Source organism: Paracoccus sp. M683, assembly GCF_007096355.1.
In the GTDB taxonomy this organism is placed as follows: domain Bacteria; phylum Pseudomonadota; class Alphaproteobacteria; order Rhodobacterales; family Rhodobacteraceae; genus Paracoccus.
In genome coordinates this window covers 1-23,667 of the sequence record NZ_VKDF01000001.1, presented here as the reverse complement: position 1 = coordinate 23,667, position 23,667 = coordinate 1, and the positions used below count along the sequence as shown (strand labels likewise).

Genomic DNA, 23,667 nt, shown 5'->3' with positions numbered 1-23,667 from the left:
CTTTCTCCTGTTGGGTCTGCGTCTCAGCGCAGTGCGTGAAAATTCTGGCCAAGCGATCCGGGCGCGCCCAGCCCTGCGCGGCGGCTGTATTTTTGCAGCGCCGATATCACCACGAGAACCAGGATCGTGGCAAGATAAGGGGCCATGGACAACAGTTGCACGGGCACATTCGCCCCGCCGGCCTGAAGCTGCAATTGCAAGGCGGTGACGCCGCCGAACAGCCAGGCGCCGGCCAGAACGCCCGGCGCGGTCCAGTTCGAGAACACCACGATGGCCAGCGCGATCCAGCCGGCACCGGCGGTCATGCCTTCCGTCCATTGCAGCACGATGGCGATAGAGATGAAGGCGCCGCCGATCCCCGCCATGGCACCGCCAAAGGCGATGGCCATGATGCGGACGCGGCGCACAGGATGGCCCAGACCATGCGCGGCATCGTGGTTTTCACCGACGCCACGCAGGATCAGGCCGGGGCGGGTGCGGTTCAGGAACCACCAGATCACCGGCACGGCCAGCAGGCCCAGCCAGATCACCCAGTTCAGCCCCAATGGGCCGGACGCCATGGCCGGCGCCTTGACCCCTTCATAGGTCTTGCCGAACAGCGCCGCCAGACCCAGCCCGAACAGCGTCAGCGCCAGACCCGACGCGACCTGATTGGCCAGCAGATATTGCGTCAGCAGCGCGAATACCATCGACACGGCCGCCCCCGCCACCGCCGCCGCGACAAAGCCCAGTACCGGGCTGCCCGTCGCCACCGCCATTGCAAAGCCGGCCAGGGCGCCGACGATCATCATCCCTTCGACGCCAAGGTTCAGCACGCCCGTGCGTTCGGTGACCATCTCGCCAAGGGCGGCAAACAGGATCGGGGTCGAGGCCGCCATCAGGATCGGCAGGAATGTGGACAGGTCGATCATGCCAGCGCCCTCAAGAACGGAAGTTCGATCATCAGTGTCGCGATCAGGCTGGCAGCGAAGCCAAGCGCAAAGATTGCCCGCAGCGCGCCCGGAACCGGCTGATCGGGATCGACACCGGCCCATTTCTCGCCCGCGCGGGCGATCGTTTTCCAGACAGGTTCGGAAATCGCAACGCCGATGTCGGCCAGAACGTCCAGCTCGGCCATGGTGCCGATCACCAGCAGCGCAAGGATCACCAGAAAGCCGATACCAAGCCAGCTGTTCGCCGCCAGCCAGCCGATGATCGCGCCCATGGCCAGCCCGATGGCGGCGAAAAGGGCCGCGGATCGTGCGTTTGGCTGGGTGTCGCCCGTCATGCCGCGACCCTCCGTTCCACGCGGAACCGCGTCAGCAGATCAAATCCCAGCAGGAAGAACAGCAGCATCCCCTGAAAAACCTGAACGGTCGCAGCGGGAAGCTGCATCGTCAGCTGTGCCAACTCTCCCCCGATATAGGTCAGCGCCAAGAGCAGTCCGGCCAGTAGGATGCCAAGCGGGTTCAGCCGCCCCAGAAAGGCCACGATGATCGCGGTAAAGCCATAGCCCGATCCGAAACTTTCAGTGATCTGGCCGGCCGGGCCTGCCACCTCGAACAGACCCGCCATGCCGGCCAGCGAGCCGGACAGGCCAAGGCAGAAGGCGACCAGCGTTTCGGGCCGGACGCCGGCGAAACGGGCCGCGCGCGGGGCAAGGCCCGAGGCGCGGATATGCAGGCCCCGGATATGGCGGCTCATCAGCACCCAGATGGCCAGCACCGCCAGCGCTGCCGCGACCACGCCCCAATGCGCGCCCGTGCCCGCGATCAGTTCCGGGTTCGAGGCCGAGGGATATTGTTGCAGGTTGCGAGAGCCTGGAAAGCCGAAGCCTTCGGGGTTTTTCATCGGGCCAAAGGCCATCCACGCGGCGACCTTTTGCGCCACATAGACCAGCATCAGCGAGACCAGAATTTCCGAGGCGCCGGCCCAGTTGCGCAGCATGGCCGGGATCATGCCCCAGGCCCAACCGCCCAGGGCGCCGGCGGCGACCATGGCCGGAAACAGCCACCAATGTTCGCCGGGATAGGCTGCCAGCGCAACCGCAGCACCGCAGATGCCGCCGATGATATATTGCCCCTCGGCCCCGATGTTCCAGATGCCGGCGCGAAAGCCCACCGCCAGCCCCGAGGCGATCAGGATCAGCGGCGCGGCCTTGACCAGCAATTGCGGCCGCGAATAGGCCGAGGCCTGACCGAACAGCGGATCCCAGAAAATCGTGCGGATTGCGGCCACCGGATCATAGCCCATGATCGCGAACAGAATGCCGCCGGTGATCATCGTCGCCAGAACCGCAAGGATCGGCGTGGCGATCTGCCAAAGGGGCGCGGCCTCGGACCGGGGAACCAGCCGGATCATATCTGTGCCTCGGCCATGCCATGCGCACCGCCCAGCATCAGCCCGATCTCGTCCAGGGTCAGGCTTTCGGTGGGGCGCGGATCGGACAGGCGGCCTTCGTTCAGGGCGCAGAAACGGTCGGAAAGCTCCATCAATTCATCCAGATCCTGACTGATGACGATCACCCCCGCGCCAGCCCGCGCAAGGTCCAGCAGCGATTGCCGCACGGCGGCGGCGGCGCCCGCATCAACGCCCCAGGTTGGCTGGTTCACCACCAGCACGCGCGGGGCTTGCAGTACCTCGCGTCCGATGACGAATTTTTGCAGATTGCCGCCCGACAGCGCGCGGGCCGCCGTTCCGGGGCCGGGGGTGCGCACGTCGAAATCCCTGATTACCTGTTCGGCATAACCGCGCGCGGCAGCGCGGTCGATCAGTCCGTTGCGGACCAGCGACTTGCGCCCCGAGGCGGTCAGCAGCGCGTTGTCGGTCAGGCTGAAATCGGGCACCGCCGCGTGGCCAAGACGATCCTCGGGGGCGGCCAGCAGCCCGGCCATGCGCCGCGCCTCGGGCCGGGCCTGAGACAGGTCGCGCCCCTCCAGTGTCACCGACCCGGCAGGGCTTCGGGTTTCGCCCGACAGGACGGAAAGCAATTCCTCTTGCCCGTTTCCGGCCACCCCGCCGATTCCAAGGATCTCGCCAGAACGGACCGAGAAGGTTATGTTTTTCAGTGCCGTCCCTTCGGCCGTTGCCGCAGAAATGGAAATATTTTCCGCATGCAGCAGAACCTCGCCCGCAATCCGGCCCGAACGGTCGATATCGCGCATCTCGCCGCCGACCATCATCGCCGCCAGTTCGCGTGCGGACAGGGCGCGGGGATCGCAACTGTCCACGACGCGGCCAGCCCGCAGGATCGTGGCGCGGTCGCAATGGGTGCGGATCTCTTCCAGCTTGTGACTGATATACAGGATCGCCGTGCCCTGATCGGCCAGCTTGCGCAGCGTGGTGAACAGCAATTCGGCCTCTTGCGGGGTCAGAACGCTGGTGGGTTCGTCCATGATCAGCAGGCGCGGATTCTGCAACAGGCAACGAATGATCTCGACCCGCTGGCGCTCGCCTGCGGACAGGGTGGCGATCCGGCGCGCCGGGTTCAGGGGCAGGCCGTATTCATTGCTGACCTGCGCGATGCGTGCCGACAATTCGCGCCTTGCGGGCGGGTTCTCCATGCCGAGGGCGATGTTTTCGGCCACGCTCAGCGCGTCGAACAGGGAAAAATGCTGGAACACCATCGCCACGCCGGCGGCACGGGCGGCGCGCGGATCGCTTGGCTGATGCGTTTCCCCCAGCAGCGTCATGTGCCCCTGATCGGGCCGCACCAGGCCATAGATCATCTTGACCAGGGTGGATTTGCCCGCGCCATTCTCGCCCAGCAGCGCGTGAATCTCGCCTCTGGTTACAGCAAAGGACACATCGTCATTGGCGCGGACGCCCGGATAGGACTTGCCGATTCCCTCTGCCTGAAAGACCACCTGCTCGTTCAAATTTGTCCCCTTGGTCAAATCCCTATCTGCATAGCGCGGAATTCCGTGTTCAGGCAATTGCACAGTTTGGCAGGTCGGGGATAGTGTCGCGCCATGCCCGATAAATCACCCCGATTCATTCACCTGCGCACGCATTCCGAGCATTCGCTGCTGGAAGGTGCGATTCCCGTGGCCAAGCTGGCGAAACTTGCGGCAGGGGCAGGAATGCCCGCCGTGGCGCTGACCGACACGAATGCGATGTTCGCGGCGCTGGAATTCAGCGTCAAGGCGATGGATGCGGGGGTGCAGCCGATCATCGGGTGCCAGCTGACACTGGCTGCGGCGGCCACCGGCCCCGTTGTCGCGCTGGCGCAGAATCAGGCGGGCTGGCTGAACCTGATGGCGCTGAATACCGCGCTGTATATGCGCAAGGATGGCAGCCTGCCGCATGTGACGCTGGACGAATTATGCGCCCATGCCGACGGGCTGATCCTGCTGACTGGCGGGGCGACCGGCCCGCTTGGTCAGTTGATCGCGCAGGGAAAGCAGGCCGATGCCGAGGTTCTGGCCGACCGCCTGGCCGAGGCTTTCCCGACGCGGCTTTACATCGAATTGCAGCGCCATCCCGCGCAGAACGATCAGTTGATGGCTGCCGAGGCGGCCAGTGAGGCCGGGCTGATCCGTCTGGCCTATGACAAGGCGCTGCCGCTGGTGGCCACGAATGACGTCTATTTCCCCAAGCCCGACATGTACGAGGCCCATGACGCGCTGATCTGCATCGCCGAAAAGGCCTATGTCGATCAGGTGCAGCCCCGCCGCCGGCTGACGCCGCAGCATTATTTCAAATCGGCCGAGGAAATGGCCGTTCTCTTCGCCGACCTGCCCGAGGCGCTGGAGAATACCGTGGAAATCGCCCGGCGCTGTGCCTTTGCAGTGTCCCGGCACAAACCCATTCTGCCCATCTTTGCCGATGACGAGGTCGAGGAACTGCGCCGTCAGGCGAAAGAGGGGCTGGCCGCGCGGCTGAAGGTGATCCCCCATGCCGTCAGCGTCGAGGATTACGAGGCGCGGCTGGATTTCGAACTGGGCATCATCGAGCAGATGGGCTTTCCCGGCTATTTCCTGATCGTGGCCGATTTCATCAAATGGGCCAAGGATCACGATATTCCGGTGGGTCCGGGCAGGGGGTCGGGGGCCGGGTCGCTGGTCGCTTATGCGCTGACCATCACCGATCTTGACCCTTTGCGTTACAGCCTGCTGTTCGAACGCTTCCTGAACCCGGAACGGGTCAGCATGCCGGATTTCGACATCGACTTCTGCATGGATCGCCGGGAAGAGGTGATCCGCTATGTGCAAGAGAAATACGGCGCCGACAAGGTGGGCCAGATCATCACCTTTGGCGCGCTGCTGTCCAAGGCTGCCGTGCGCGATGTGGGCCGGGTCTTGCAGATGCCGTTCGGGCAGGTGGACCGGCTGTCCAAGATGATCCCGGTCGAAGGGGTAAAGCCCGTCAGCGTAACCAAGGCCCGCGCCGAGGAACCGCGCCTGCGCGAGGCTGCGCGGGAAGAGGTGGTCAAACGGCTGCTGGATTACGCCGAGCAGTTGGAGGGGCTGTATCGCAACGCATCCACCCATGCCGCGGGCGTGGTGATTGGCGACAGGCCGCTGGATCGGCTGGTGCCGCTGTATCGCGATCCGGGTTCCGACATGCCGGCCACGCAATTCAACATGAAATGGGTCGAACAGGCCGGGCTGGTGAAGTTCGACTTTCTGGGGCTGAAGACGCTGACGGTCATTCAGAACGCCGTCGATCTGATCAACGGTGGCGGCCGGCCACTGCATGTCGCTGCCGATGGGCGCGAATTGTATCAGCCGCCCGAGGGTGCGTTGAACCAGATCAACGCCATCCCGCTGGATGACAAGGCCAGCTATGACCTGTTTGCCAGCGCCCGGACGGTCGCCGTGTTCCAGGTGGAAAGTTCGGGCATGATGGACGCGCTGCGCCGGATGCGGCCCACCTGCATCGAGGATATCGTGGCCTTGGTGGCGCTGTATCGTCCCGGCCCGATGGAGAATATCCCGACCTATTGCGAGGTAAAGAACGGCGCGCGCGATCTGGAATCGCTGCATCCCAGCATCGACCACATCCTTGCCGAGACGCAGGGCATCATCGTCTATCAGGAACAGGTGATGCAGATCGCGCAGGAAATGGCGGGCTATAGCCTTGGCGGCGCAGACCTGCTGCGCCGCGCCATGGGCAAGAAGATCGCCGAGGAAATGGCCAAGGAACGGCCGAAATTCGTCGACGGCTCGGTCGCGAACGGGGTCGATTCCAAGAAGGCGGGCGAGGTTTTCGACCTGTTGGAGAAATTCGCGAATTACGGTTTCAACAAATCCCACGCGGCGGCCTATGCCGTGGTCAGCTATCAGACCGCCTGGCTGAAGGCCAATCACCCGGTCGAGTTCATGGCGGCGGTGATGAACTGCGATATCCACCTGACCGACAAGCTGGCCGTCTACAAGCGCGAGGTCGACCGGATGGGGATCGAGATCGTGCCGCCCTGCGTCAACCGCTCGGCGCCGAAATTCACCGTGCAGGACGGGCGCATCCACTATGCTCTTGGCGCGCTGAAGGGCGTGGGCGTGGACGCGATGCGGCTGATCCACGAGGCGCGGGTGACGCCGGATGGGGGTGATCAGCCGTTCCGCGACCTGAACGATTTCGCCCGCCGCGTCGACATGCGCCGGGTGGGCAAGCGCGCGCTGGAGATGCTGGCCCGTGCTGGCGCGTTCGATCTGCTGGATGGCAACCGCGCGCGGGTGTTGAAGTCGCTGGACGGGCTGGTTGCATGGTCGGCGGCGGTGCAGGAACAGGCGGCGTCAACGCAATCCTCGCTGTTTGGCGGGGGCGAGGATCTGCCGCCGCCGCGTCCGCCCATGGCCTCGGTCTGGTTGCCCACCGAAAAGCTGGGCGAGGAACACAAGGCCATCGGCTTTTATCTGTCGGGGCATCCGCTGGACGATTATCTGACGGCGCTGCGCCGCAAGAAGGTGCAGACGCTGGCCGAGATCACCGCCGAGGCCGATGGCGGGGCGATGGTGGCAATGATCGCGGGCACGGTCGCCGCGCGGCAGGAACGCAAATCGGCCAAGGGCACACCCTTCGCATTCGTCAGCCTGTCCGATCCGACGGGCCTCTATGAGGTGACGGTCTTTTCCGATCTGCTGACCAGCGCGCGCGACCTGCTGGAACCGGGCGAGAATGTCGTCTTGCAGGTCAAGGTCGAGCCGTCTGGCGATCAGGTGAAGATGCTGGCCGGTTCGGTGACGCGGCTGGAAGATGCGGTGGCCGATGCCGGGGCGGGCAGCCTGCTGGTCGAATTGGTCGAACCCGATGCCGCGATCCGCGTGGCCGAGACGCTGGCCCGGATCCAGGACGAGATCAAGGCCGGCTCGCGGGCGCGGGGTACGATCCGGCTGCGGATCAAGGATGGCCCCCGGCTTGTCCAGATCGAGGTGGCGCAGGATGCGCCCGTGAACACCCCGGCGCGGCAGGCGCTGCGTGCGGTGCCGGGGGTGCTGGACGTGATCGAGGAATAGGGCTTTCTCGTCCGCTCGCGCTGGATTAGCGTGCCGTAGGTGATCATTTTTAACGAGGGATGTTATGCAGGCTCCGACAATCAGGGTAGGCGGGGAACCCGCGGGTGATGGCGATGTGACGCGCTATGTCTCGCCCGAGGTTCGCGACAAGGGCTGGTTCAACGCCAATCGCCGGATCATCTTTGTGAACGGCATGGACAACACCCCCAAGAATCACGCCACCAGCTGCTACGAGCTGTCGCTGATGATGGGGGCCAGCGTGCTGGGGGTCTATAACAAGACCAATGGCAAATGGGCTGATCTGGGCCAGTGCATCAAGGACAAGGTCACGCTGAGCGCGGTTCAAAGCCAGGCCATGATGTCCTTCGAGGGCTGGTTTGCGGTCGTCGACACCGCCTATCGCGCGGCCAAGGCGGCCAATCCGGCGCTGAACAAGACCGATTTCGTCGGCAGCCTGATCGCCGGGAACAAAGCGGCCCATGCGTTGTATGCGCTGCTGGTGGGGCAGGGCGGCACCGGCACGGCGGTGGAGATCTACTGCCACAGCCAGGGCAATCTGATCACCTCGAACGCATTGACGGCGGTGGCTCTGGCCAAGGGCCTGCCGGCGATTGCGGGGATGCAGGTCAACAGCTTTGGTTCGCCCTGCCGTTACTGGCCTCCGGGCATTTCGCGGGTGAACAACGCCTTTACCTTTGACGGGGTCAGCTTCCTGGATCTGCGCATGGACCTGACCAGCAGCAAGGTCGGCTTCAAGGTGGCCCATGGCTTCCTGGAATACGCCAAGCATGACGGCGAATTCGTGGTGAACAGGTTCCGTTGGGGGGGCTGGGGCATGACCTTCAGCCTGAACGAAAAGGCGCTGGCGCAATTCTGCGTCGAACAGGGCGACAATGTCCGGCGCCTGCGGGCGATCTTTGACCGGCTGGAAAGCGCCCATCCGACCGACAGCGACGATGTGGCCGTCGCCTATGTCAACCTGCTCAGCGATGTGCGGATCGCGCGGCTGAAAACGCTGAGCCCCGAGTTGATCGCCCAGCTGGAGCGTCTGTTGAAAAGCGGTATGGCCTTCGGTGATGAACGCGCGGCCGTCGAACGGCTGCGGGCCGCCTGATCCGGCGCGACAGCATCAGGCGACGGCACCAGCCGGGCTGACAGGTCTTAGCCCGGCTGACCCTGATCCTCGCTTTTCGCGGCGGTCCCGGCCTCGCGGTCGGGAGCACAGGTCGCCCAGTTGTCATCGGGCGCAGGCGTGGGCAGTTCGTTCCATCGCCAGCTGCGGTGGATATGGGACTTGGCGATCATCAGCCCGGTGATTGGCGCGGTCAGAAAGATGAACAGGATGATCAGCAGCTCGTGCCAGCTGTCATGTTCGCCATAGATCGCAAACCACAGAATCGACGCCACAAGCACCGATCCCACGCCCACCGTGGCGGCCTTGGTCGGCGCATGCAGTCGCGTCATCGGATCGGGCAGCTTGACCAGCCCATAGGATCCGATCAGCCCGAAGGTGCCGCCGATGACGATCAGCGCCGCAATCAGGATTTCCGCGAATTGTTCCATTCTTCCGGTCCTCTTACTCGATCACGTCGCCGCGCAGGATGAATTTCGCATAGGATACGGTCGAGACAAAGCCGACCATGGCGAACAGAAGCGTGGCCTCGAAATACATGGCAGTGCCGTGCAGGATGCCAAACAGCGTCAGCAGCGCGATCATGTTGATCGTCATCGTGTCCAGCGCCAGCACCCGGTCGCTGACGCCCGGCGCAATGACCACGCGATACAGGCAGAACAACTGCGCAAGGCCGAAACAGGCAAAGGCGAAATTCAGGGCATATTCGATCATTCGAAGATCTCCTTCAGCCGGGCCTCGTAGCGGGTCTTGATCTCGTCGCGCACCGCATCGGGATCGGGGGCGTGCAGGCAATGGACCAGCAGCGCGCCACCTTCCTCGGACATGTCGCAGGTGACGGTGCCGGGGGTCAGGGTGATGGTGCCGCCAAGGACGGCGATCGCCTCGGGGGCGGTCAGTTCCAGCGGCACATTGATCCATGCGGGCTTCAGGTCGCGATTGCGTTTGAACAGCACGATCCGGGCCACCTGGATATTGGCGACGATGATGTCCCAGACCACCATTGCCGCATAGACCAGAAACTTGATCGGCCGGCGGATGCGTGGCCGGTCGGGCCAATAGGGCGCGATCAGCGCCGGAACCACGATCGACAGCAGCACGGCAAAGACCAGCGACCCCCAGGCAAAGCGGTTGACCAGCATCATCCAGACCAGGATCAGCAGGATCGACAGCAACGGATGAGGGAACAGGCGGCGGAAGATCATTTCGTGTCCTCCTGCATATGCAGCACCGGTTGCAGATAGCTGTTCGGATCATGCAGCTGCGCGGATGTATCCGCCAGATAGCTGGTCACCGGTCCCGCAAATATGCTGAGCAGCGCCAGGGCGCTCAGCAGCACGCCCACCGAGGCAAAGGCCAGTGCCGGCGAGGCAGAATCAGCCACGTCCTGAATTGCTTCGTCGGTTTCCAGCTTGGTCGGGATCGGCCCTTTTTTCGGGCGCGGGCCCTCGTCGCTGTCATTGCCCGGTTCGGGGTCCAACTCGTGCGATTTCCAGAAGATGACCGATCCGGCGCGGCCAAAGCCCACCAGCGCCACCACCGAGGTGGCAAGGATCACCGTCCAGATCAGCGGCATCCAGGGATCGGCCATCGTGGCCTGCATGATCAGCAGCTTGCCCACGAAGCCAGACAGCGGCGGCAGGCCGACGACCGCGATGGCGGTGGCAAAGAACAGCGCCGATACAAGACCGGTATTGGCGATGGCCGGGCGTTGGCGCAGCCAGATATCGCCGCCGCGCCGCGCCCCGATCATGTCGACCACCAGAAACAGCGCGCCCGCCGCCAGCGTCGAATGGATCAGGTAATACATCGCCGCCGTAAGCCCCGGCTCGTCAAAGCGGGCGACCGCGATGGTCAGCGTGCCGATCGAACCGATGGCCGCATAGGCCGCCATCCGCGTCAGGCTGCGCGTGCCCAGAACCCCCAGCTGCCCCAGCAGCAGCGTCACCAGCGCGGCCGGCAGCAGCAGGTCGGTGGCGATGGTCTCGATCACCGTGTCCTGCGGAAAGACCAGCGTGAAAAAGCGGATGATCGCATAGATGCCGACCTTGGACATGATCGCGAACAGTGCCGAGGACGGCCCCGGCGCGTTGGCATAGGTCGAGGGCAGCCAGAAATGCAGCGGCACCAGCGCCGCCTTGACCGCAAAGACGATCAGCAGCAGCACCGCGCCCACGCGCAGAAGGGCGGTGTCATCGGCCGGCATCGCCGCCACGCGCACCGCCAGATCGGCCATGTTCAGCGTGCCGGTCGAGGCATAGATCGCCCCGAGTGCCGCAAGAAACAGGGTCGAGCCGGCAAGGTTATAGCTGATATACTGCACGCCCGCGCGCAGCCGCATCGGGCCCCCGCCATGGATCATCAGGCCATAGCTGGCGATCAGCAGCACCTCGAAAAAGACGAACAGGTTGAAGGCGTCGCCGGTCAGGAAGGCGCCGTTCAGCCCCATCATCTGAAACATCCACAGCGCATGGAAGTGCCAGCCCTTGCGATCCCAGCCCGAGCCGAAGGCGTAAAGCTGGACCACCAGCGCCAGGAAACCGGCCAGCAGCAGCATCATCGCGGACAGCCGGTCCAACATCAGCACGATGCCGAAGGGCGCCGCCCAATTGCCAAGGCGATAGACATAGACCTCGCCGCTGGCGGCAAGGATGTTCAGATACAGCGCCACTCCCAGCAGGCACAGCGACCCGATGATGCCGAAAGTCCGCTGCAACAGCAGATCGTGCCGCATCCACAGGATGATCAGCGCGCCAAACAGGGCAGGCAGCAGAACCGGGGCGATAATCCAGTGGTTCATGCTTGGCTACCTTTTTCCGTCTCGGCCGGGGCCGGCTCGTCCGTGGTGTCGACCAGATGCAGCGGCGGCATGCGGCGGTCATCCTCGGGCATGTCGATATAATCGTCGCCCCCCTCGATAAAGGCGCCAAGCGCCATCATCACCACCACGGCCGTCATCCCGAACGAGATGACGATGGCGGTCAGCACCAGCGCCTGCGGCAGCGGGTCGGTATAGCCGCTGATGTCGCCGCTGTGGTCGCGCAGGATCGGCGGCTGGTTCACCACCAACCGGCCGGACACGAACAGGAAGGCATTGATGGCATAGGTCAGCATGGTCATGCCCAGCACGACCGAAAAGCTGCGCCGGCGCAGGATCAGATAGACCCCTGCGGTGGTCATCGCGCCGATTGCGGATGCGACAAGCATTTCCATTACTGCGCCTCCTCTTGCCGGGGTCGAAGGCCCTCGGGGTCAATATTGTCCATCGGCTCCAGATTCACCGTGCCCCCCGCATGCCGCGAGATCCGCGACAGCGAGTTCAGCGCCAGCATCACCGCCCCCAGCACGCACAGGAACACGCCAAGGTCAAAGCCCATGGCGGTGGCCAGTTCGAACTCTTCCAGCAGGGGCAGTTTGAAATAGCCGTAATCCGAGGTCAGGAATGGCCGGTTGTTGAACCAGGCGCCAAGGCCGGTCGCCGCCGCCGCCACCACGCCCACGCCGATCATGGCGTGATAGGGAATGCGCTGACGGTCCTGCGCCCAGGCATAGCCCGAGGCCATGTATTGCATCAGGAACGCGATGGCGACGACCAGGCCGGCGATGAAGCCGCCGCCCGGTTCATTATGGCCCCGCAGGAAGATAAAGACGCCCACGACCAGCGAAATGGGCAGCAGCATCCGCGTCGCCACCACCAGCATCAGCGGATGGCGATCGCCGGCGCGGCGGTAATCGCGCACCCAGTTGCGCAACCGGCGCGAGGATTTGCCCTGCAACAGCGTTTCCGTCAGGGCAAAGATGACCAGCGCGGCGATGCCCAGAACGGTAATCTCGCCGAAGGTATCATAACCACGGAAGTCGACCAGAATGACGTTGACGACATTGTCGCCTCCGCCCTTCTTGTAGCTGTATTCCAGCATATAGCCCGAGATCGTCTCGAAGGCGAAACCGCCTCGCATCATCGCATAGGACAGCGCGCCAAAGCCGACCCCGGCCAGTGTGGCGATGAAGGCATCGGTGCCGCGCCGTCGATCGGTCGATTCGACGGCGGTGCGCTTGGGCAGATAGTTCAGCGCCAGCAGCAGCAGAATGACCGTGACGATCTCGACCGAGATCTGGGTCAGCGCCAGATCGGGCGCCGAGAAATAGGCAAAGCCGACCGACACGATCAGCCCGACGATCGCCACCAGCACCAGCGCCAGCAGGCGATAGCGGTGGAACGCCACCATGCAGCCCGTGGCCACCATCATCATGATCCAGCCGACTGCTGGCACCAGTTCAATCGGCAGCATCGGTCGTGCGAACGGGCCGATGCTTCCCGTCGACCAGGCCAGCGCGCCGCAGGCAACGGCCGTCATCGTGAACGCAGCCAGCGCGCGCGACATGGTCCCGTCAGTGATGCCATTGGTCAGTTCGCGCGCGCCGCGCACCGTCCAGCGGATGACGGCGTGGAACATGGCCTTGGCCTCGGGGTGGGGGCCTGCCTGCCACAGCGCATAGATCGCCGGATAGACCGTCAGCAGGATCGCACCGCCGGCGATGGCGATCATCGACATGATCAGCGCCGCGTTCACGCCGTGCCACAGGTAGATATTTGATTGCTGCGCCTCGCCCGTCACCGCGCTGGCCGAGGCATCGACCAGCCACCCCGCCATGGTGTTCGGAAACAGCCCGATCAGAATGACCAGCGACACCAGGAATGCCGGCCCGATCCACATGCCCAGGCCCGGATCATGTGGCTTGTGCGGATAATCGTCGCGCACCGGCCCAAGGAAAACATGCACGATGAAGCGGAACGAATAGGCGACCGAGAACAGCGCCGCCATCGTCGCGACCACCATAAAGACCTGCCGCGCCTGTTCCAGATGGCTGGTCTCGTACAGCATCATTTCCTTTGACAGGAAGCCGTTCAGCGGCGGAATGCCCGCCATGGACAGCGCCGCGATGGTGCCGATGGCGAAGGTGATCGGCATCAGCCTGCGCAGGCCTCCAAGTCGCTGGATCGAGCGCGTATGCGTTTCGTGATCGACGATGCCTGCGGTCATGAACAGCGCGGCCTTGAAGGTCGCGTGGTTGATGATGTGAAACACCGCCGCGATGGCGGCCTCGGGCGTGCCAAAGCCCAGCAGCATCGTGATCAGACCCAGATGGCTGACGGTTGAAAAGGCCAGCAGGGCCTTCAGATCGTCCTTGAACAGCGCGATGAAGGCGCCGATCAGCATGGTCACCAGGCCTGCGGTCGAGACGATCCAGAACCATTCCGGCGTGCCAGACAGCACCGGCCACAGCCGCGCCATCAGGAACAGCCCGGCCTTCACCATCGTGGCGCTATGCAGGTAGGCCGAAACCGGCGTCGGCGCGGCCATGGCGTGCGGCAGCCAGAAATGGAACGGGAATTGCGCCGATTTGGTGAATGCGCCCAACAGAATCAGGATCAGCGCCGGGAAATACAGCGGGCTGGCCTGAATGGCGTCCTTGGCCAGCAGGATGTCACTGATCTCATAGCTGCCGGCGATATTGCCCAGAATCAGCATGCCCGCGATCATCGCCATGCCGCCAGCCCCGGTCACGGTCAGCGCCATGCGCGCGCCCTGCCGCCCCTCGGGCAGATGCCGCCAATAGCCGATCAGCAGGAAGGAGGACAGCGATGTCAACTCCCAGAACACAAGCAAAAGCAGGATGTTGTCCGACAGTACGATGCCCATCATCGCGCCTTGGAACAGCATCAGATAGGTATAGAACTTGCCGATCGGATCGTGCCGCGACAGGTAGAAGCGCGCATAGGTGATGATCAGCAGCCCGATCCCCAGGATCAGCGTGCCAAACAGCAGCCCCAGCCCGTCGACGCGGAAGCTGGCGGCAAGCCCGATCTGAGGCAGCCAGGAAAAGCTGGTCGTGATGACCTCGCCGCGCATGATGGCCGGGATATGCAGCAGCAATCCGATAAAAGCGACCAGTGTTGCGGTTCCGCAACTGATCGCCGCCACGTTGCGCCCGGATCGGATCAGCAATCCAGGCAACAGCGCGCCGAAAAAGGGCAGCAAGGCAATAAGAGCTGGCGACATCAGATCGTCTTCCCCGTTCGCTCGTGACGTTATTTTTGTTGTTAACCCATCTCTTGCGGGCATAGTTTGTGGGAGTCAAGCAACCTCTGGGCTGTGCCGTCATTCGGTACTGGCCCTTGTTTACCATGATAATTCTTGCGGCGAATCGTGGATTGGTTATATGACCTATTCACTTGTTTGCGGTTTGCCCGCGTCGACGAAGTTTATCTGCGTCTGAAAGGAATTTGAAATGCCTACCAGTGATACGTTCAAGGTTATCTATCTGGGAAATCTCCCGATTATCGACCCGGTGGAGGGGACGCGAACCCGCCCTGATTTCGATGCCGAGAATGCCGGCCAACTGGTGAACCGGAACTTCACCTCGTTCACCAATGCCAGCGTTCAGACCTTCAGTCCTGGCAGCTATAGCAGCAATGACGGCGGTGGCTCGTCGGCGGCCAACCTCTCCTATAACCAGGATAACTCCCGGGGTAACGATACCTTCTATATCACTGATGCGAACGGCAATACCGTCCAGCACACCTTTGATGCGCTTGTCCAATACAATGTCGTCGTCACCTATGCTGACGGCACCACGGCGACCGGGCATTTGAACGTGTTTCAGGACACGGCCGGCAACACATGGGCCGCGCCCCCCAGTATCTGGTCGGCCGACGCCCTGTTGCTGGAAAATGCCCCGATTCAGGGGATTCGGATTACCGGCGTCCATGACAATGACGCGAGCGGGATGTACTACAATCGCGAGTACATTGAGGACATCGTCACGGTGCCCTGTTTCGCGGCGGGCACGATGATCCGCACCCCCGACGGCGAGGTGCCGGTCGAGGGGCTGAAGGTCGGCGATCTGGTGCTGACTCGCGACCACGGCGCCCGGCCGATCCGCTGGGTCGGTTCGCGCCACTTCAGCGCCGCCGAGCTGGATGCTGAAACCCGCCTGCGCCCGATCCGCATTTCTGCGGGCGCGCTGGCCCAGACGACGCCCGAGCAGGATCTGATGGTTTCGCCTCAGCACCGCGTTCTGGTCCGGTCGCGCATCGCGCAGCGCATGTTCGGCACGGACGAGGTTCTGGTTGCCGCCAAGCAACTGGTGATGCTGGAAGGGATCGACGTGGACGCGGCCGAGGGCGGTGTCACCTATCATCACGTCATGTTCGACGAGCATGAGGTGGTTTTCTCCAACGGCGCCGAGACGGAATCGCTTTATGCCGGCGAACAGGCGCTGCGGTCGGTTGGCCAGGCGGCGCGCGACGAGCTGTTCGCAATTTTCCCCGAATTGCAGGGGGATGAACGGCCGGCTGCGGCACGACCGCTGGCCTCGGGCCGGATGGGGCGCAAGCTGGCCATGCGGCATCGCCAGAACCGGGTCGCCTTGCAGCGCAACTGATTGGCTTCTTTTCGCAATCCATGAAAGCCAGGGTCGTTTTTCGCGGCCCTGGCTTTTTTCATTGTAATGTGGCGTGACGCACGGGCCTTGTCCGGTTTGCGATCGGGGATGACCGGGCCGGCAAGGCGCTTTCCTCGTCCTGGTGAATGGCGCAAGCTTTGCGGACAAAGGCTCTAGGCGATGTTCGCGTTTCGTGCTAACCCTTTGAAAAAGGAAAAAAGAGGGCAGAGATGCGGGTTCTGGGCATTGACCCTGGTTTGCGGAACATGGGCTGGGGGGTGATTTTCGTCGATGGGCCGCGTCTGCGCCATGTCGCCAACGGTGTCATTCGGTCAGAAACGGGTGAACTGGGTGTCAGGCTTCTGGCCCTGTATCGGGGGCTGCGGGCGGTCATCGCCGAACATGCGCCTGACGCAGCGGCGGTTGAGCAGACTTTTGTGAACAAGGATGCGGCCGGCACGCTGAAACTGGGGCAGGCGCGTGGGATCGCGCTTCTGGCGCCGGCCGAGGCTGGGCTTTCGGTTGGCGAATACGCCCCGAACGCGGTCAAGAAAACCGTGGTCGGCGTGGGGCACGCGGCAAAGGAACAGGTGCAGCATATGGTGCGCATGCAATTGCCTGGCGTCCACTTCGACGGCGCCGATGCGGCGGATGCGCTGGCCATCGCGATCTGTCACGCCCGCCATTTGCAGGGCCGCAATATCCGGGTGGTCGCATGATCGGCCGCATCGCCGGGGTGATCCTGCACCGCGCCCGCGATCATGTGCTGATCGACGTGCGCGGGGTCGGCTATATCGTCCATGTCAGCGAACGCACGGCGGCGGCCCTGCCGCCGGCCGGGCAGGCAACGGCGCTGTATACTGATCTGCTGGTGCGCGAGGATCTGCTGCAACTGTTCGGCTTTCCCACCATGCTGGAAAAGGAATGGCACCGGTTGCTGACGGGTGTGCAGGGGGTTGGCGCCAAGGTCTCGCTGGCCATTCTGGGCACGCTTGGACCCGAGGGGCTGGCCCGCGCGATCGCGCTTGGCGATTGGTCCACGGTGCGCAAGGCGCAGGGCGTCGGCCCTAAACTGGCGCAGCGCGTGGTGCTGGAACTGAAGGACAAGGCCCCCGCCATCATGGCCATTGGTGGCGATCTGACGGTCGAGGCCGAAGGTGCAGGTGTGCCGGCCATCGAGGCCGACACACCTGCCGCGCCCNCGCGCCCTCGTGCAGCCGTAACCGCGCAAGCTGCGGCCGAGGCATTGTCGGCGCTGTCGAACCTGGGCTATGGCGCCTCCGAGGCGGCAATGGCCGTGGCGCAGGCCCAGACCGAGGAACCCGAGGCCACCACGACGGCGTTGATCCGGGCATCGCTGAAGAAACTGGCGCCGAAAGGATAGGGTCATGGCCGGCAACGCACGCACATTCATCCTGATGGCTGCAATGACAGCCCTGCTGATGGGGCTGGGCTGGATGCTGGGCGGGCAGGGCGGCGCGATCATCGCGCTGGTTTTTGCCGGGGCCACGAATGTCTGGGCCTGGTGGAACAGCGACAAGGCCGTTTTGCGCCAGCAGAATGCCATTCAGGTCGACAGCCAGTCAGCCCCCGAACTGGTCGATATGGTCGCCGCCCTCGCGCAGCGGGCGGATCTGCCCATGCCGGCTGTCTATGTCTTGCAGACCGAACAGCCCAACGCTTTCGCCACCGGGCGCAACCCCGAAAACTCGGCCGTGGCGGTGACGCAGGGGCTGCTGGCCAATATGCCGCGCGATGAACTGGCCGGCGTGATCGCGCATGAGCTTGCCCATATCAAGAACCGTGACACGCTGACCATGACGGTAACGGCGACGCTGGCGGGCGCGATTGCGATGATGGGCAATATGCTGCTGTTCAGCGGCGGGCGCAGTGACCGGGGCGGTGGACTTGGCGCGGTTCTTGCCATGGTCATCGCGCCGCTGGCCGCTGGTCTTGTGCAGATGGCGATCTCTCGCGCCCGCGAATACGAGGCTGACCGGGACGGCGCTTTGATCAGCGGCCAGCCGCTTGCGCTGGCGAATGCGCTGGCCCGTATAGCCCAATTGGCGGGCCGCACCGTCAATATGCCCGCCGAACGCAACCCGGCCTCGGCTGCGATGTTCATCATCAACCCGCTGCATGCGCTGCGTGCTGATCGGTTGTTCGCGACCCACCCGCCGACCGAAGAACGCATCGCGCGGTTGCAGGCGATGGCCCGTGGACGGTGAGAGGGGGATGAGCCAGCCCGACCCGACCCTGCGCCCCGAACGACTGGATGGCGAGACCGAGGACCGCGCCCTGCGCCCACAGGTGCTGACCGATTTCGTGGGTCAGGCCGAGGCGCGGGCCAATCTGCGCGTCTTTATCGACAGTGCCCGAATGCGCGGGCAGGCGATGGATCACACGCTGTTTCACGGCCCTCCCGGTCTGGGCAAGACCACGCTGGCGCAGATCATGGCGCGCGAGCTTGGGGTCAATTTCCGCATGACCTCGGGGCCGGTTCTGGCGCGGGCGGGCGATCTGGCCGCAATCCTGACCAATCTGGAAGCCCGTGACGTGCTGTTCATCGACGAAATTCACCGCATGAACCCGGCGGTCGAAGAGATCCTTTATCCGGCGATGGAGGATTTCGAGCTTGATCTGGTGATCGGTGAAGGCCCCGCCGCCCGCACCGTAAGGATCGAATTGCAGCCGTTTACGCTGGTCGGCGCAACCACGCGGCTTGGCCTTTTGACCACACCGCTGCGCGATCGCTTTGGTATTCCGACGCGGCTGCAATTCTATGAGATCCCCGAACTGGACCTGATCGTCCGCCGGGGTGCCAGCAAGCTGGGGATCGAGGCCGAACCCGAAGGCACGATGGAAATTGCCCGCCGCGCAAGGGGCACGCCGCGCATCGCCGGGCGGCTGCTGCGCCGGGTGATAGACTTTGCGCTGGTCGAGGGTGATGGCCGCCTGACCCGCGCGATCGCCGATAACGCGCTGACCCGGCTTGGCGTCGACGATCTGGGGCTGGACGGGGCCGACCGGCGCTATCTGATGCTGATGGCGGAACATTACGGCGGCGGCCCTGTGGGGGTTGAGACCCTGTCGGCTGCGCTGTCGGAAAGCCGCGATGCCATCGAAGAGGTGATCGAGCCCTATCTGCTGCAACAGGGCCTGATCGCGCGCACCCCGCGCGGCAGACAACTGGCCCCACGCGCCTGGCGGCACCTTGGCCTTGATGCCCCAAGAACGGATCTGTTTGATGACTGACCTCTCACCGGAAATCGCCGCCAAGGTGCAAGACAGCTTTGATCGCCAGACGATGATGCAGACCCTTGGCGCGCAGATGACCCGGATTGCCGCCGGGCAGACCACGATTGTCGCACCGATCCTGCCGACATCCTTGCAGCAACAGGGCGCGGGCCATGCCGGGTTGGCCTTCAGCATTGGCGATTCGGCGGCCGGTTTCGCGGCGCTGACGCTGATGCCCGCGGATGCCGAGGTGATGACGGTCGAGATGAAACTGAACCTGATGTCACCCGCCATTGGCGACAGGCTGGTGGCCGAGGGCCGCGTGATCCGCGCCGGCCGTCGGATCATGGTGGTCGCCGCCGATGTCTGGGCCGAAAAGGATGGCAGCCGCAAACATGTCGCCATGATGCAGGGGACGATGATCCCGGTGTGACCATCCGGTCAGCCGCCGGCGGATCAGGTCCGGCAGGTCTGGTGCGGCCGCATCAGCGCCGCCGCACCCATTTCCAACCGTTGAGCATCGGGCGGATCAGATCTTCGTTCTTCCAGATGCGATAGAACAGGATTACCCCGATATGCAGCAGCACCAGCAACAGTATGACATTGCTGCCGGCCTCGTGCCAGCCGGGTGCCTTGGTTGCGATGTCGCTGCCCACAGCGCCGGCCAGCGGCCCCACATTGATGAAGTCCTCGGGGTCCGAGATCAGCCCGGTGCCGACCTGCCAGAACAGTGCAAGCAGCATGGCGATCACCGCCAGGGCGCCAAGCGGGTTGTGGCCGGGCCAGTTGCTTGGCTGGCGGCTGAACATGTGCCGCAGATAGTCGCGGATCGCGCCGGGGCCACGGATAAAGCTGGAAAACCGCGCCGGTTCCGGCCCGATGAACCCCCAGATCACCCGAAAGACCAGCAAGGCCAGAATGGCATAACCCAGCACGAAATGCAGGCTCATGTCATTGGGGCCGAACTTGCCCAATAGCCAGTTTGCAACGACCAGGCCCGCCAGCAGCCAATGGAACCCGCGCAGAAGCGGGTCCCATATCCTTACACGTTCGGGCTGGCTGGCCCTGCCCGGCTCATTTCTCACGGTAGTCGTCATGACAGGCTTTGCAGGCACCGCCCAGCTGTTGCAGCGCGGGGCCGATGGCATCCTGGCCGCCGCCGACCGCCGCGCCGGCACCTGCCGCTGCCTCTTGCAGACCGGCGAATTTGGTGGCGAAATCATCGCTGTTTGACCAGATCGCCGGCAAGGCCTCGGTTTCGACACCATCATCCACCGATGTGCCCTCGATGAACAGGGCGGGCAACGAATACTGGCTGAGCGCCTCGATATTCGCGCCGGCCTGAGTGGCCGCAGCGGCATCATAGGCGATGTCGCCCTTGGCCATGCCGGACAGCGTGCCCATGTTGATCGACAGCATTTTCATGAAGCCTTGCCGCGCCTCCAGCGCGTCTTCGGCTGCGTCTGCATGGGCAAGCATGGGTAGCGCCGCAATCGCGGCTGCGAGGATCAGTTTCATCATAACCTCCTGACAGGCGGCCCCTCGGCCGTCCGGGGCAGTGTGGCAAAGGCCTTGCTTTCGATCAACTGCAAGCTGGCCTCCGCCGGAAATGTGACCATTATTCAGGGCGGATGGCCGCAAACTGCCGTTCCATCTGGCGGCGGATGCTGACGGCCTGATTATCGGGTGCGTCGATATCGGCCCAGCCCAGCACGGCACCGGCCCCGACGTCGCGCTTCAGCCTGACCCCATGGGCCAGCCCGATCGGCAGCGCGCCCTTGGTCAGCGAATCCTGGGCCTGCATCAGCCGGCCCCAGACGGTAAAGCCGCCCTCGCCGTCCAGCATCTCGCCCGCGCGCAGGTCGCGTTTGGCCACGGCAACGACATCGGCGGTGAAATCGCGGGTTTCGCCCGTCGGCTCGCCGCGCAGCGCGGCGCTGGCCACGCTGACCGGCAGTTCCAGCCCGATCAGATGCGAGGGACGATACAGCGAGGCATAGCGCCCGCTGCGATCCGTCGCGACCTGATATTCGCCAAAACAGCGCCGCACGTAATCCGCCCCCGCGCCGGAATCATCGCCGGCCTCGAAGGTGACATAGACCCCCCACCGCAGATCACGCGCAACCGGTGATCCGTCGCGGTTCAGGCTGGATACGACCTCGACCATGCCGGCGCGTTCCAGCACGCCGCCATCGGCGCGCGGTTTCAGCAGATCGGCCAGATCGTCGGTGCCGGCAGGGGGGAAGGCCAACCCGTCCCGCGGCGCCGCCAATCCCGATGCATTCGAGATCGCGGCCATTTCCAGCGCCGATTTGGTGCCGTCGAGGAATGAGTTGAACATCTGCGGGTTCATCCCGCCCGTCGCAGCCTGCTCGGGCGTCAGCCCATAGTGATCCCAAACCGTATCGGGGGTCGAGCCGGCATAGGCCGGCAGGTATTTCGTGCCCTTGCCCGCCGCCACGACGCGAAAACCGCAGGTGCGCGCCCAGTCAATCATTTCGCAGACCAGCGCGGGCTGATCGCCATAGGCCATGGAATAGACCAGCCCGGCCTGGCGGAACCGTTCGGCCAGATAGGGGCCGGCCAGCACATCGGCCTCGACATTGACCATGATCATGTGCCGCCCCTGTTCGGCCGCCAGCAGCGCATGGCGGATGCCGGCGGCGGGAATGCCGGTGGCGTCGATGATCACCTCGATGCCGCCGGCGCGGATCAGCGCCTCGGGGTCATCGGCGACGCAGATCCGTCCGTCGCGCAGGGCGGTGCCGAAATCGGGCGCGATGGCGGCATCGACATCCCAGCCCGTCGCAGTCAAGGCGGCACGCGCGCGGTCGGGCGACAGGTCGGCCAGCCCCATCAGATGCATCCCCGGCACATGCCGCACCTGCGCCAGAAACATCGAGCCGAATTTTCCGGCCCCGATCAGCCCCACCCGCACAGGGTTTCCCGCCTGCTGTCGCGCCATCAGTTTTGCGTAAAGGTTCATGCCGGGGCCTCCTCATCCCAAACCACGGGCAGATTGCACGGCAAAGCGACCGAAATGCAAATGCCGCCCAAGGTCTCCCTTGCGCGGCACTGGCTATGCGGTCTTGCGAAAGGTTCAGGCGTACAGGTTCTGCACGCCGACCTGTTCATGGATCTGGTTCACCGTCTGCTGGTTCAGCCCAAGGCCCTGCGCCAGCGCGTGCAGGTATTCAGCCTCGGCCCGGCTGTCAAAGTCGATGGCCATCAGCGACATCAGATAGACCTGCGCCTCCAGCCCCGAGGGCACGTCGCGCGCCAGCGCCTGCGCGTCGACGGGCATGGCCATCTGTTCGCGGATGAACTGGCGTTCGTCGTCATCCAACTCGCCCAATTCGCCCAGAAGGCGCTGTTTCTCGGCATCGTCGATCTTGCCGTCGGATTTGGCCGCCTGGATCATCGCGCGCAGCATCAGGCCGGCGACGGCGTTCTGTTCGGGCGTTGGCGCGACCTCGGGTTCATTGCCCGATGACAGCGAATCGTTGAACAGCTCGCCAAAGCTGGCGTCGTTATTGGATTGCGATCCCTTGCGCGACAGCGCGTCGGCAGCACCCGCGCCGGCCGCGCCACCCAGGATCGCACCCAGCACATCGCCCAGCCCGCCGCCGGTGCTGGTGCCACTGGTGCCGCTGCGGCTGGTGCCGGTGGATGTCTTGGATCCGCCAGTCAGCTGGTCCAGAATGCCCCCCAGCCCGCCCGAAGCCGAGCTGCTGCCACCCCGGCTGTTGCGGGCCTGATTGGTCAGGTTGTCCAGAATGCCGCCCAGCCCGCCCTGCGCGCCGGTCGAGTTCGGCCCGCCATAGCGTCGCCCGCTGCCAGCACCGGCGCTGCCGCCGCCTAGAACCTGCCCCAGCATATCGCTGAGCCCGCCCGAACCGCTGCGCCGATCGCCGGAATTGCCGGTATTGTTACCCAGCAGATCGCCCAGGATGCCGCCGCCGGTCTGCCGGCTTGAGGTGGTTGTGGTGCTGCGGGTGCCGCCGCCTTGCGCGTTTTTCATCACCGCGCCGATCCCCTTTGCAAGCATCACACCGGCCGCCACGCGGGCGAGGGTCTTCATCAAGCTCATCGCTTCCTCCTGCTTTGTGCAGCCGTTTTTGATCAGGCAGCATCTATCCGAATTTGAACGCGATCTGGCCGGGCAGGGTTCCATCACGCGGGCTGGCTTTCCTGCCCTTGATTTTTCCCCAATGGGCTTATACATCGCGGCGGATGTTTCAACCGGGGTGCGGACCGCCAACACCCCGCGATAGGAGGCCCTCATGGCAAAGGCAAAGTTTGAACGTAACAAACCGCATGTCAACATCGGGACGATTGGTCACGTTGACCATGGCAAGACGACGCTGACGGCTGCGATTACGAAGTATTTCGGCGAATTCAAGGCCTATGACC

The 23,667-nt window shown here is 64.1% G+C and carries 23 protein-coding genes; 9 read left to right on the top strand and 14 right to left on the bottom strand.

From position 1 onward, the window contains the following. Nucleotides 1-23: 23 nt before the first annotated feature. Genes FNJ84_RS00115 through FNJ84_RS00100 form a run of 4 tightly spaced genes read right to left on the bottom strand, consistent with a single transcriptional unit; the run spans nt 24 to nt 3,857 of the window. Nucleotides 24-911, bottom strand: a complete 888-nt coding sequence (locus tag FNJ84_RS00115) for an ABC transporter permease (protein WP_143790890.1) — start codon at nt 909-911, stop codon at nt 24-26. After that, complete coding sequence (locus tag FNJ84_RS00110) at nt 908-1,267, bottom strand: hypothetical protein (RefSeq protein ID WP_143790889.1); 360 nt, start codon at nt 1,265-1,267, stop codon at nt 908-910. The genes FNJ84_RS00115 and FNJ84_RS00110 overlap by 4 nt, the downstream gene beginning before the upstream one ends. After that, nucleotides 1,264-2,340 carry an ABC transporter permease gene (locus FNJ84_RS00105; protein WP_143790888.1) on the bottom strand — a complete coding sequence of 359 codons (1,077 nt, stop codon included), beginning with the start codon at nt 2,338-2,340 and terminating at the stop codon, nt 1,264-1,266. Before FNJ84_RS00105 ends, FNJ84_RS00110 begins: the two co-directional genes overlap by 4 nt. Continuing rightward, nucleotides 2,337-3,857, bottom strand: coding sequence for an ABC transporter ATP-binding protein (locus FNJ84_RS00100; protein ID WP_255470987.1), 1,521 nt, complete (start codon nt 3,855-3,857; stop codon nt 2,337-2,339). The genes FNJ84_RS00105 and FNJ84_RS00100 overlap by 4 nt, the downstream gene beginning before the upstream one ends. A gap of 93 nt (nt 3,858-3,950) precedes the next feature. On the opposite strand from FNJ84_RS00100, the gene dnaE reads away from it, so the two are divergent. Continuing rightward, complete coding sequence (dnaE, locus tag FNJ84_RS00095; protein WP_143790887.1) at nt 3,951-7,436, top strand: DNA polymerase III subunit alpha; 3,486 nt, start codon at nt 3,951-3,953, stop codon at nt 7,434-7,436. A gap of 64 nt (nt 7,437-7,500) precedes the next feature. Beyond that, nucleotides 7,501-8,550, top strand: a complete 1,050-nt coding sequence (locus tag FNJ84_RS00090; protein ID WP_143790886.1) for a hypothetical protein — start codon at nt 7,501-7,503, stop codon at nt 8,548-8,550. 47 nt (nt 8,551-8,597) lie between these two features. Here the strand turns inward: FNJ84_RS00090 and FNJ84_RS00085 are convergent, their stop codons facing one another. The 6 genes from FNJ84_RS00085 to FNJ84_RS00060 are packed head-to-tail and all read right to left on the bottom strand — an operon-like array spanning nt 8,598 to nt 14,633. After that, nucleotides 8,598-8,999, bottom strand: a complete 402-nt coding sequence (locus FNJ84_RS00085) for a Na+/H+ antiporter subunit G (protein ID WP_143790885.1) — start codon at nt 8,997-8,999, stop codon at nt 8,598-8,600. 13 nt (nt 9,000-9,012) lie between these two features. After that, entirely contained in the window at nt 9,013-9,282 is a 270-nt protein-coding gene (locus FNJ84_RS00080) for a K+/H+ antiporter subunit F (RefSeq protein WP_143790884.1), read from the bottom strand. Continuing rightward, nucleotides 9,279-9,770 (bottom strand): Na+/H+ antiporter subunit E, encoded by a 492-nt coding sequence (locus FNJ84_RS00075; RefSeq protein ID WP_143791451.1) that lies wholly within the window; start codon nt 9,768-9,770, stop codon nt 9,279-9,281. Before FNJ84_RS00075 ends, FNJ84_RS00080 begins: the two co-directional genes overlap by 4 nt. Next, nucleotides 9,770-11,368 carry a monovalent cation/H+ antiporter subunit D gene (locus FNJ84_RS00070; RefSeq protein ID WP_143790883.1) on the bottom strand — a complete coding sequence of 533 codons (1,599 nt, stop codon included), beginning with the start codon at nt 11,366-11,368 and terminating at the stop codon, nt 9,770-9,772. Before FNJ84_RS00070 ends, FNJ84_RS00075 begins: the two co-directional genes overlap by 1 nt. Next, nucleotides 11,365-11,781 carry a Na+/H+ antiporter subunit C gene (locus FNJ84_RS00065; protein ID WP_143790882.1) on the bottom strand — a complete coding sequence of 139 codons (417 nt, stop codon included), beginning with the start codon at nt 11,779-11,781 and terminating at the stop codon, nt 11,365-11,367. Before FNJ84_RS00065 ends, FNJ84_RS00070 begins: the two co-directional genes overlap by 4 nt. Continuing rightward, nucleotides 11,781-14,633: a monovalent cation/H+ antiporter subunit A gene (locus FNJ84_RS00060; protein ID WP_143790881.1), complete on the bottom strand. Its 2,853-nt coding sequence runs from the start codon at nt 14,631-14,633 to the stop codon at nt 11,781-11,783. Before FNJ84_RS00060 ends, FNJ84_RS00065 begins: the two co-directional genes overlap by 1 nt. Before the next feature lie 229 nt (nt 14,634-14,862). Here FNJ84_RS00060 and FNJ84_RS00055 point away from each other — a divergent pair, with 229 nt between their 5' ends. The 6 genes from FNJ84_RS00055 to FNJ84_RS00030 all read left to right on the top strand — a co-directional run bounded on the left by FNJ84_RS00055 (nt 14,863) and on the right by FNJ84_RS00030 (nt 19,687). Then, a complete protein-coding gene (locus FNJ84_RS00055) occupies nt 14,863-16,017 on the top strand; it encodes a Hint domain-containing protein (protein WP_143790880.1) in 1,155 nt (384 codons plus the stop codon). 230 nt (nt 16,018-16,247) lie between these two features. Beyond that, nucleotides 16,248-16,736: a crossover junction endodeoxyribonuclease RuvC gene (gene ruvC, locus FNJ84_RS00050; protein ID WP_143790879.1), complete on the top strand. Its 489-nt coding sequence runs from the start codon at nt 16,248-16,250 to the stop codon at nt 16,734-16,736. After that, the gene (gene ruvA / locus FNJ84_RS00045) at nt 16,733-17,401 is read left to right on the top strand and encodes a Holliday junction branch migration protein RuvA (RefSeq protein WP_143790878.1); all 669 of its coding nucleotides are present in this window, start codon (nt 16,733-16,735) and stop codon (nt 17,399-17,401) included. The genes ruvC and ruvA overlap by 4 nt, the downstream gene beginning before the upstream one ends. A 4-nt stretch (nt 17,402-17,405) precedes the next feature. Continuing rightward, nucleotides 17,406-18,245, top strand: coding sequence for a M48 family metalloprotease (locus FNJ84_RS00040; RefSeq protein ID WP_143790877.1), 840 nt, complete (start codon nt 17,406-17,408; stop codon nt 18,243-18,245). 7 nt (nt 18,246-18,252) lie between these two features. Next, nucleotides 18,253-19,272 carry a Holliday junction branch migration DNA helicase RuvB gene (gene ruvB / locus FNJ84_RS00035; protein ID WP_143790876.1) on the top strand — a complete coding sequence of 340 codons (1,020 nt, stop codon included), beginning with the start codon at nt 18,253-18,255 and terminating at the stop codon, nt 19,270-19,272. Then, complete coding sequence (locus FNJ84_RS00030) at nt 19,265-19,687, top strand: PaaI family thioesterase (RefSeq protein ID WP_143790875.1); 423 nt, start codon at nt 19,265-19,267, stop codon at nt 19,685-19,687. The genes ruvB and FNJ84_RS00030 overlap by 8 nt, the downstream gene beginning before the upstream one ends. Nucleotides 19,688-19,739: 52 nt before the next feature. On the opposite strand, the gene FNJ84_RS00025 is transcribed toward FNJ84_RS00030, so the two are convergent. From FNJ84_RS00025 to FNJ84_RS00010, 4 genes are all read right to left on the bottom strand, one after another. After that, entirely contained in the window at nt 19,740-20,339 is a 600-nt protein-coding gene (locus tag FNJ84_RS00025) for a cytochrome b/b6 domain-containing protein (RefSeq protein ID WP_255470986.1), read from the bottom strand. Then, nucleotides 20,329-20,772: a cytochrome c gene (locus FNJ84_RS00020; RefSeq protein WP_185968372.1), complete on the bottom strand. Its 444-nt coding sequence runs from the start codon at nt 20,770-20,772 to the stop codon at nt 20,329-20,331. Before FNJ84_RS00020 ends, FNJ84_RS00025 begins: the two co-directional genes overlap by 11 nt. A gap of 100 nt (nt 20,773-20,872) precedes the next feature. Further along, nucleotides 20,873-22,240, bottom strand: coding sequence for an NAD(P)H-dependent oxidoreductase (locus FNJ84_RS00015; protein WP_143790872.1), 1,368 nt, complete (start codon nt 22,238-22,240; stop codon nt 20,873-20,875). A 114-nt stretch (nt 22,241-22,354) separates the two neighbouring features. Next, nucleotides 22,355-23,344 carry a tellurite resistance TerB family protein gene (locus tag FNJ84_RS00010; protein WP_143790871.1) on the bottom strand — a complete coding sequence of 330 codons (990 nt, stop codon included), beginning with the start codon at nt 23,342-23,344 and terminating at the stop codon, nt 22,355-22,357. A gap of 193 nt (nt 23,345-23,537) precedes the next feature. On the opposite strand from FNJ84_RS00010, the gene FNJ84_RS00005 reads away from it, so the two are divergent. Beyond that, nucleotides 23,538-23,667 (top strand): GTP-binding protein (locus FNJ84_RS00005; protein ID WP_255471015.1); only part of this gene is annotated, 130 nt, incomplete at its 3' end.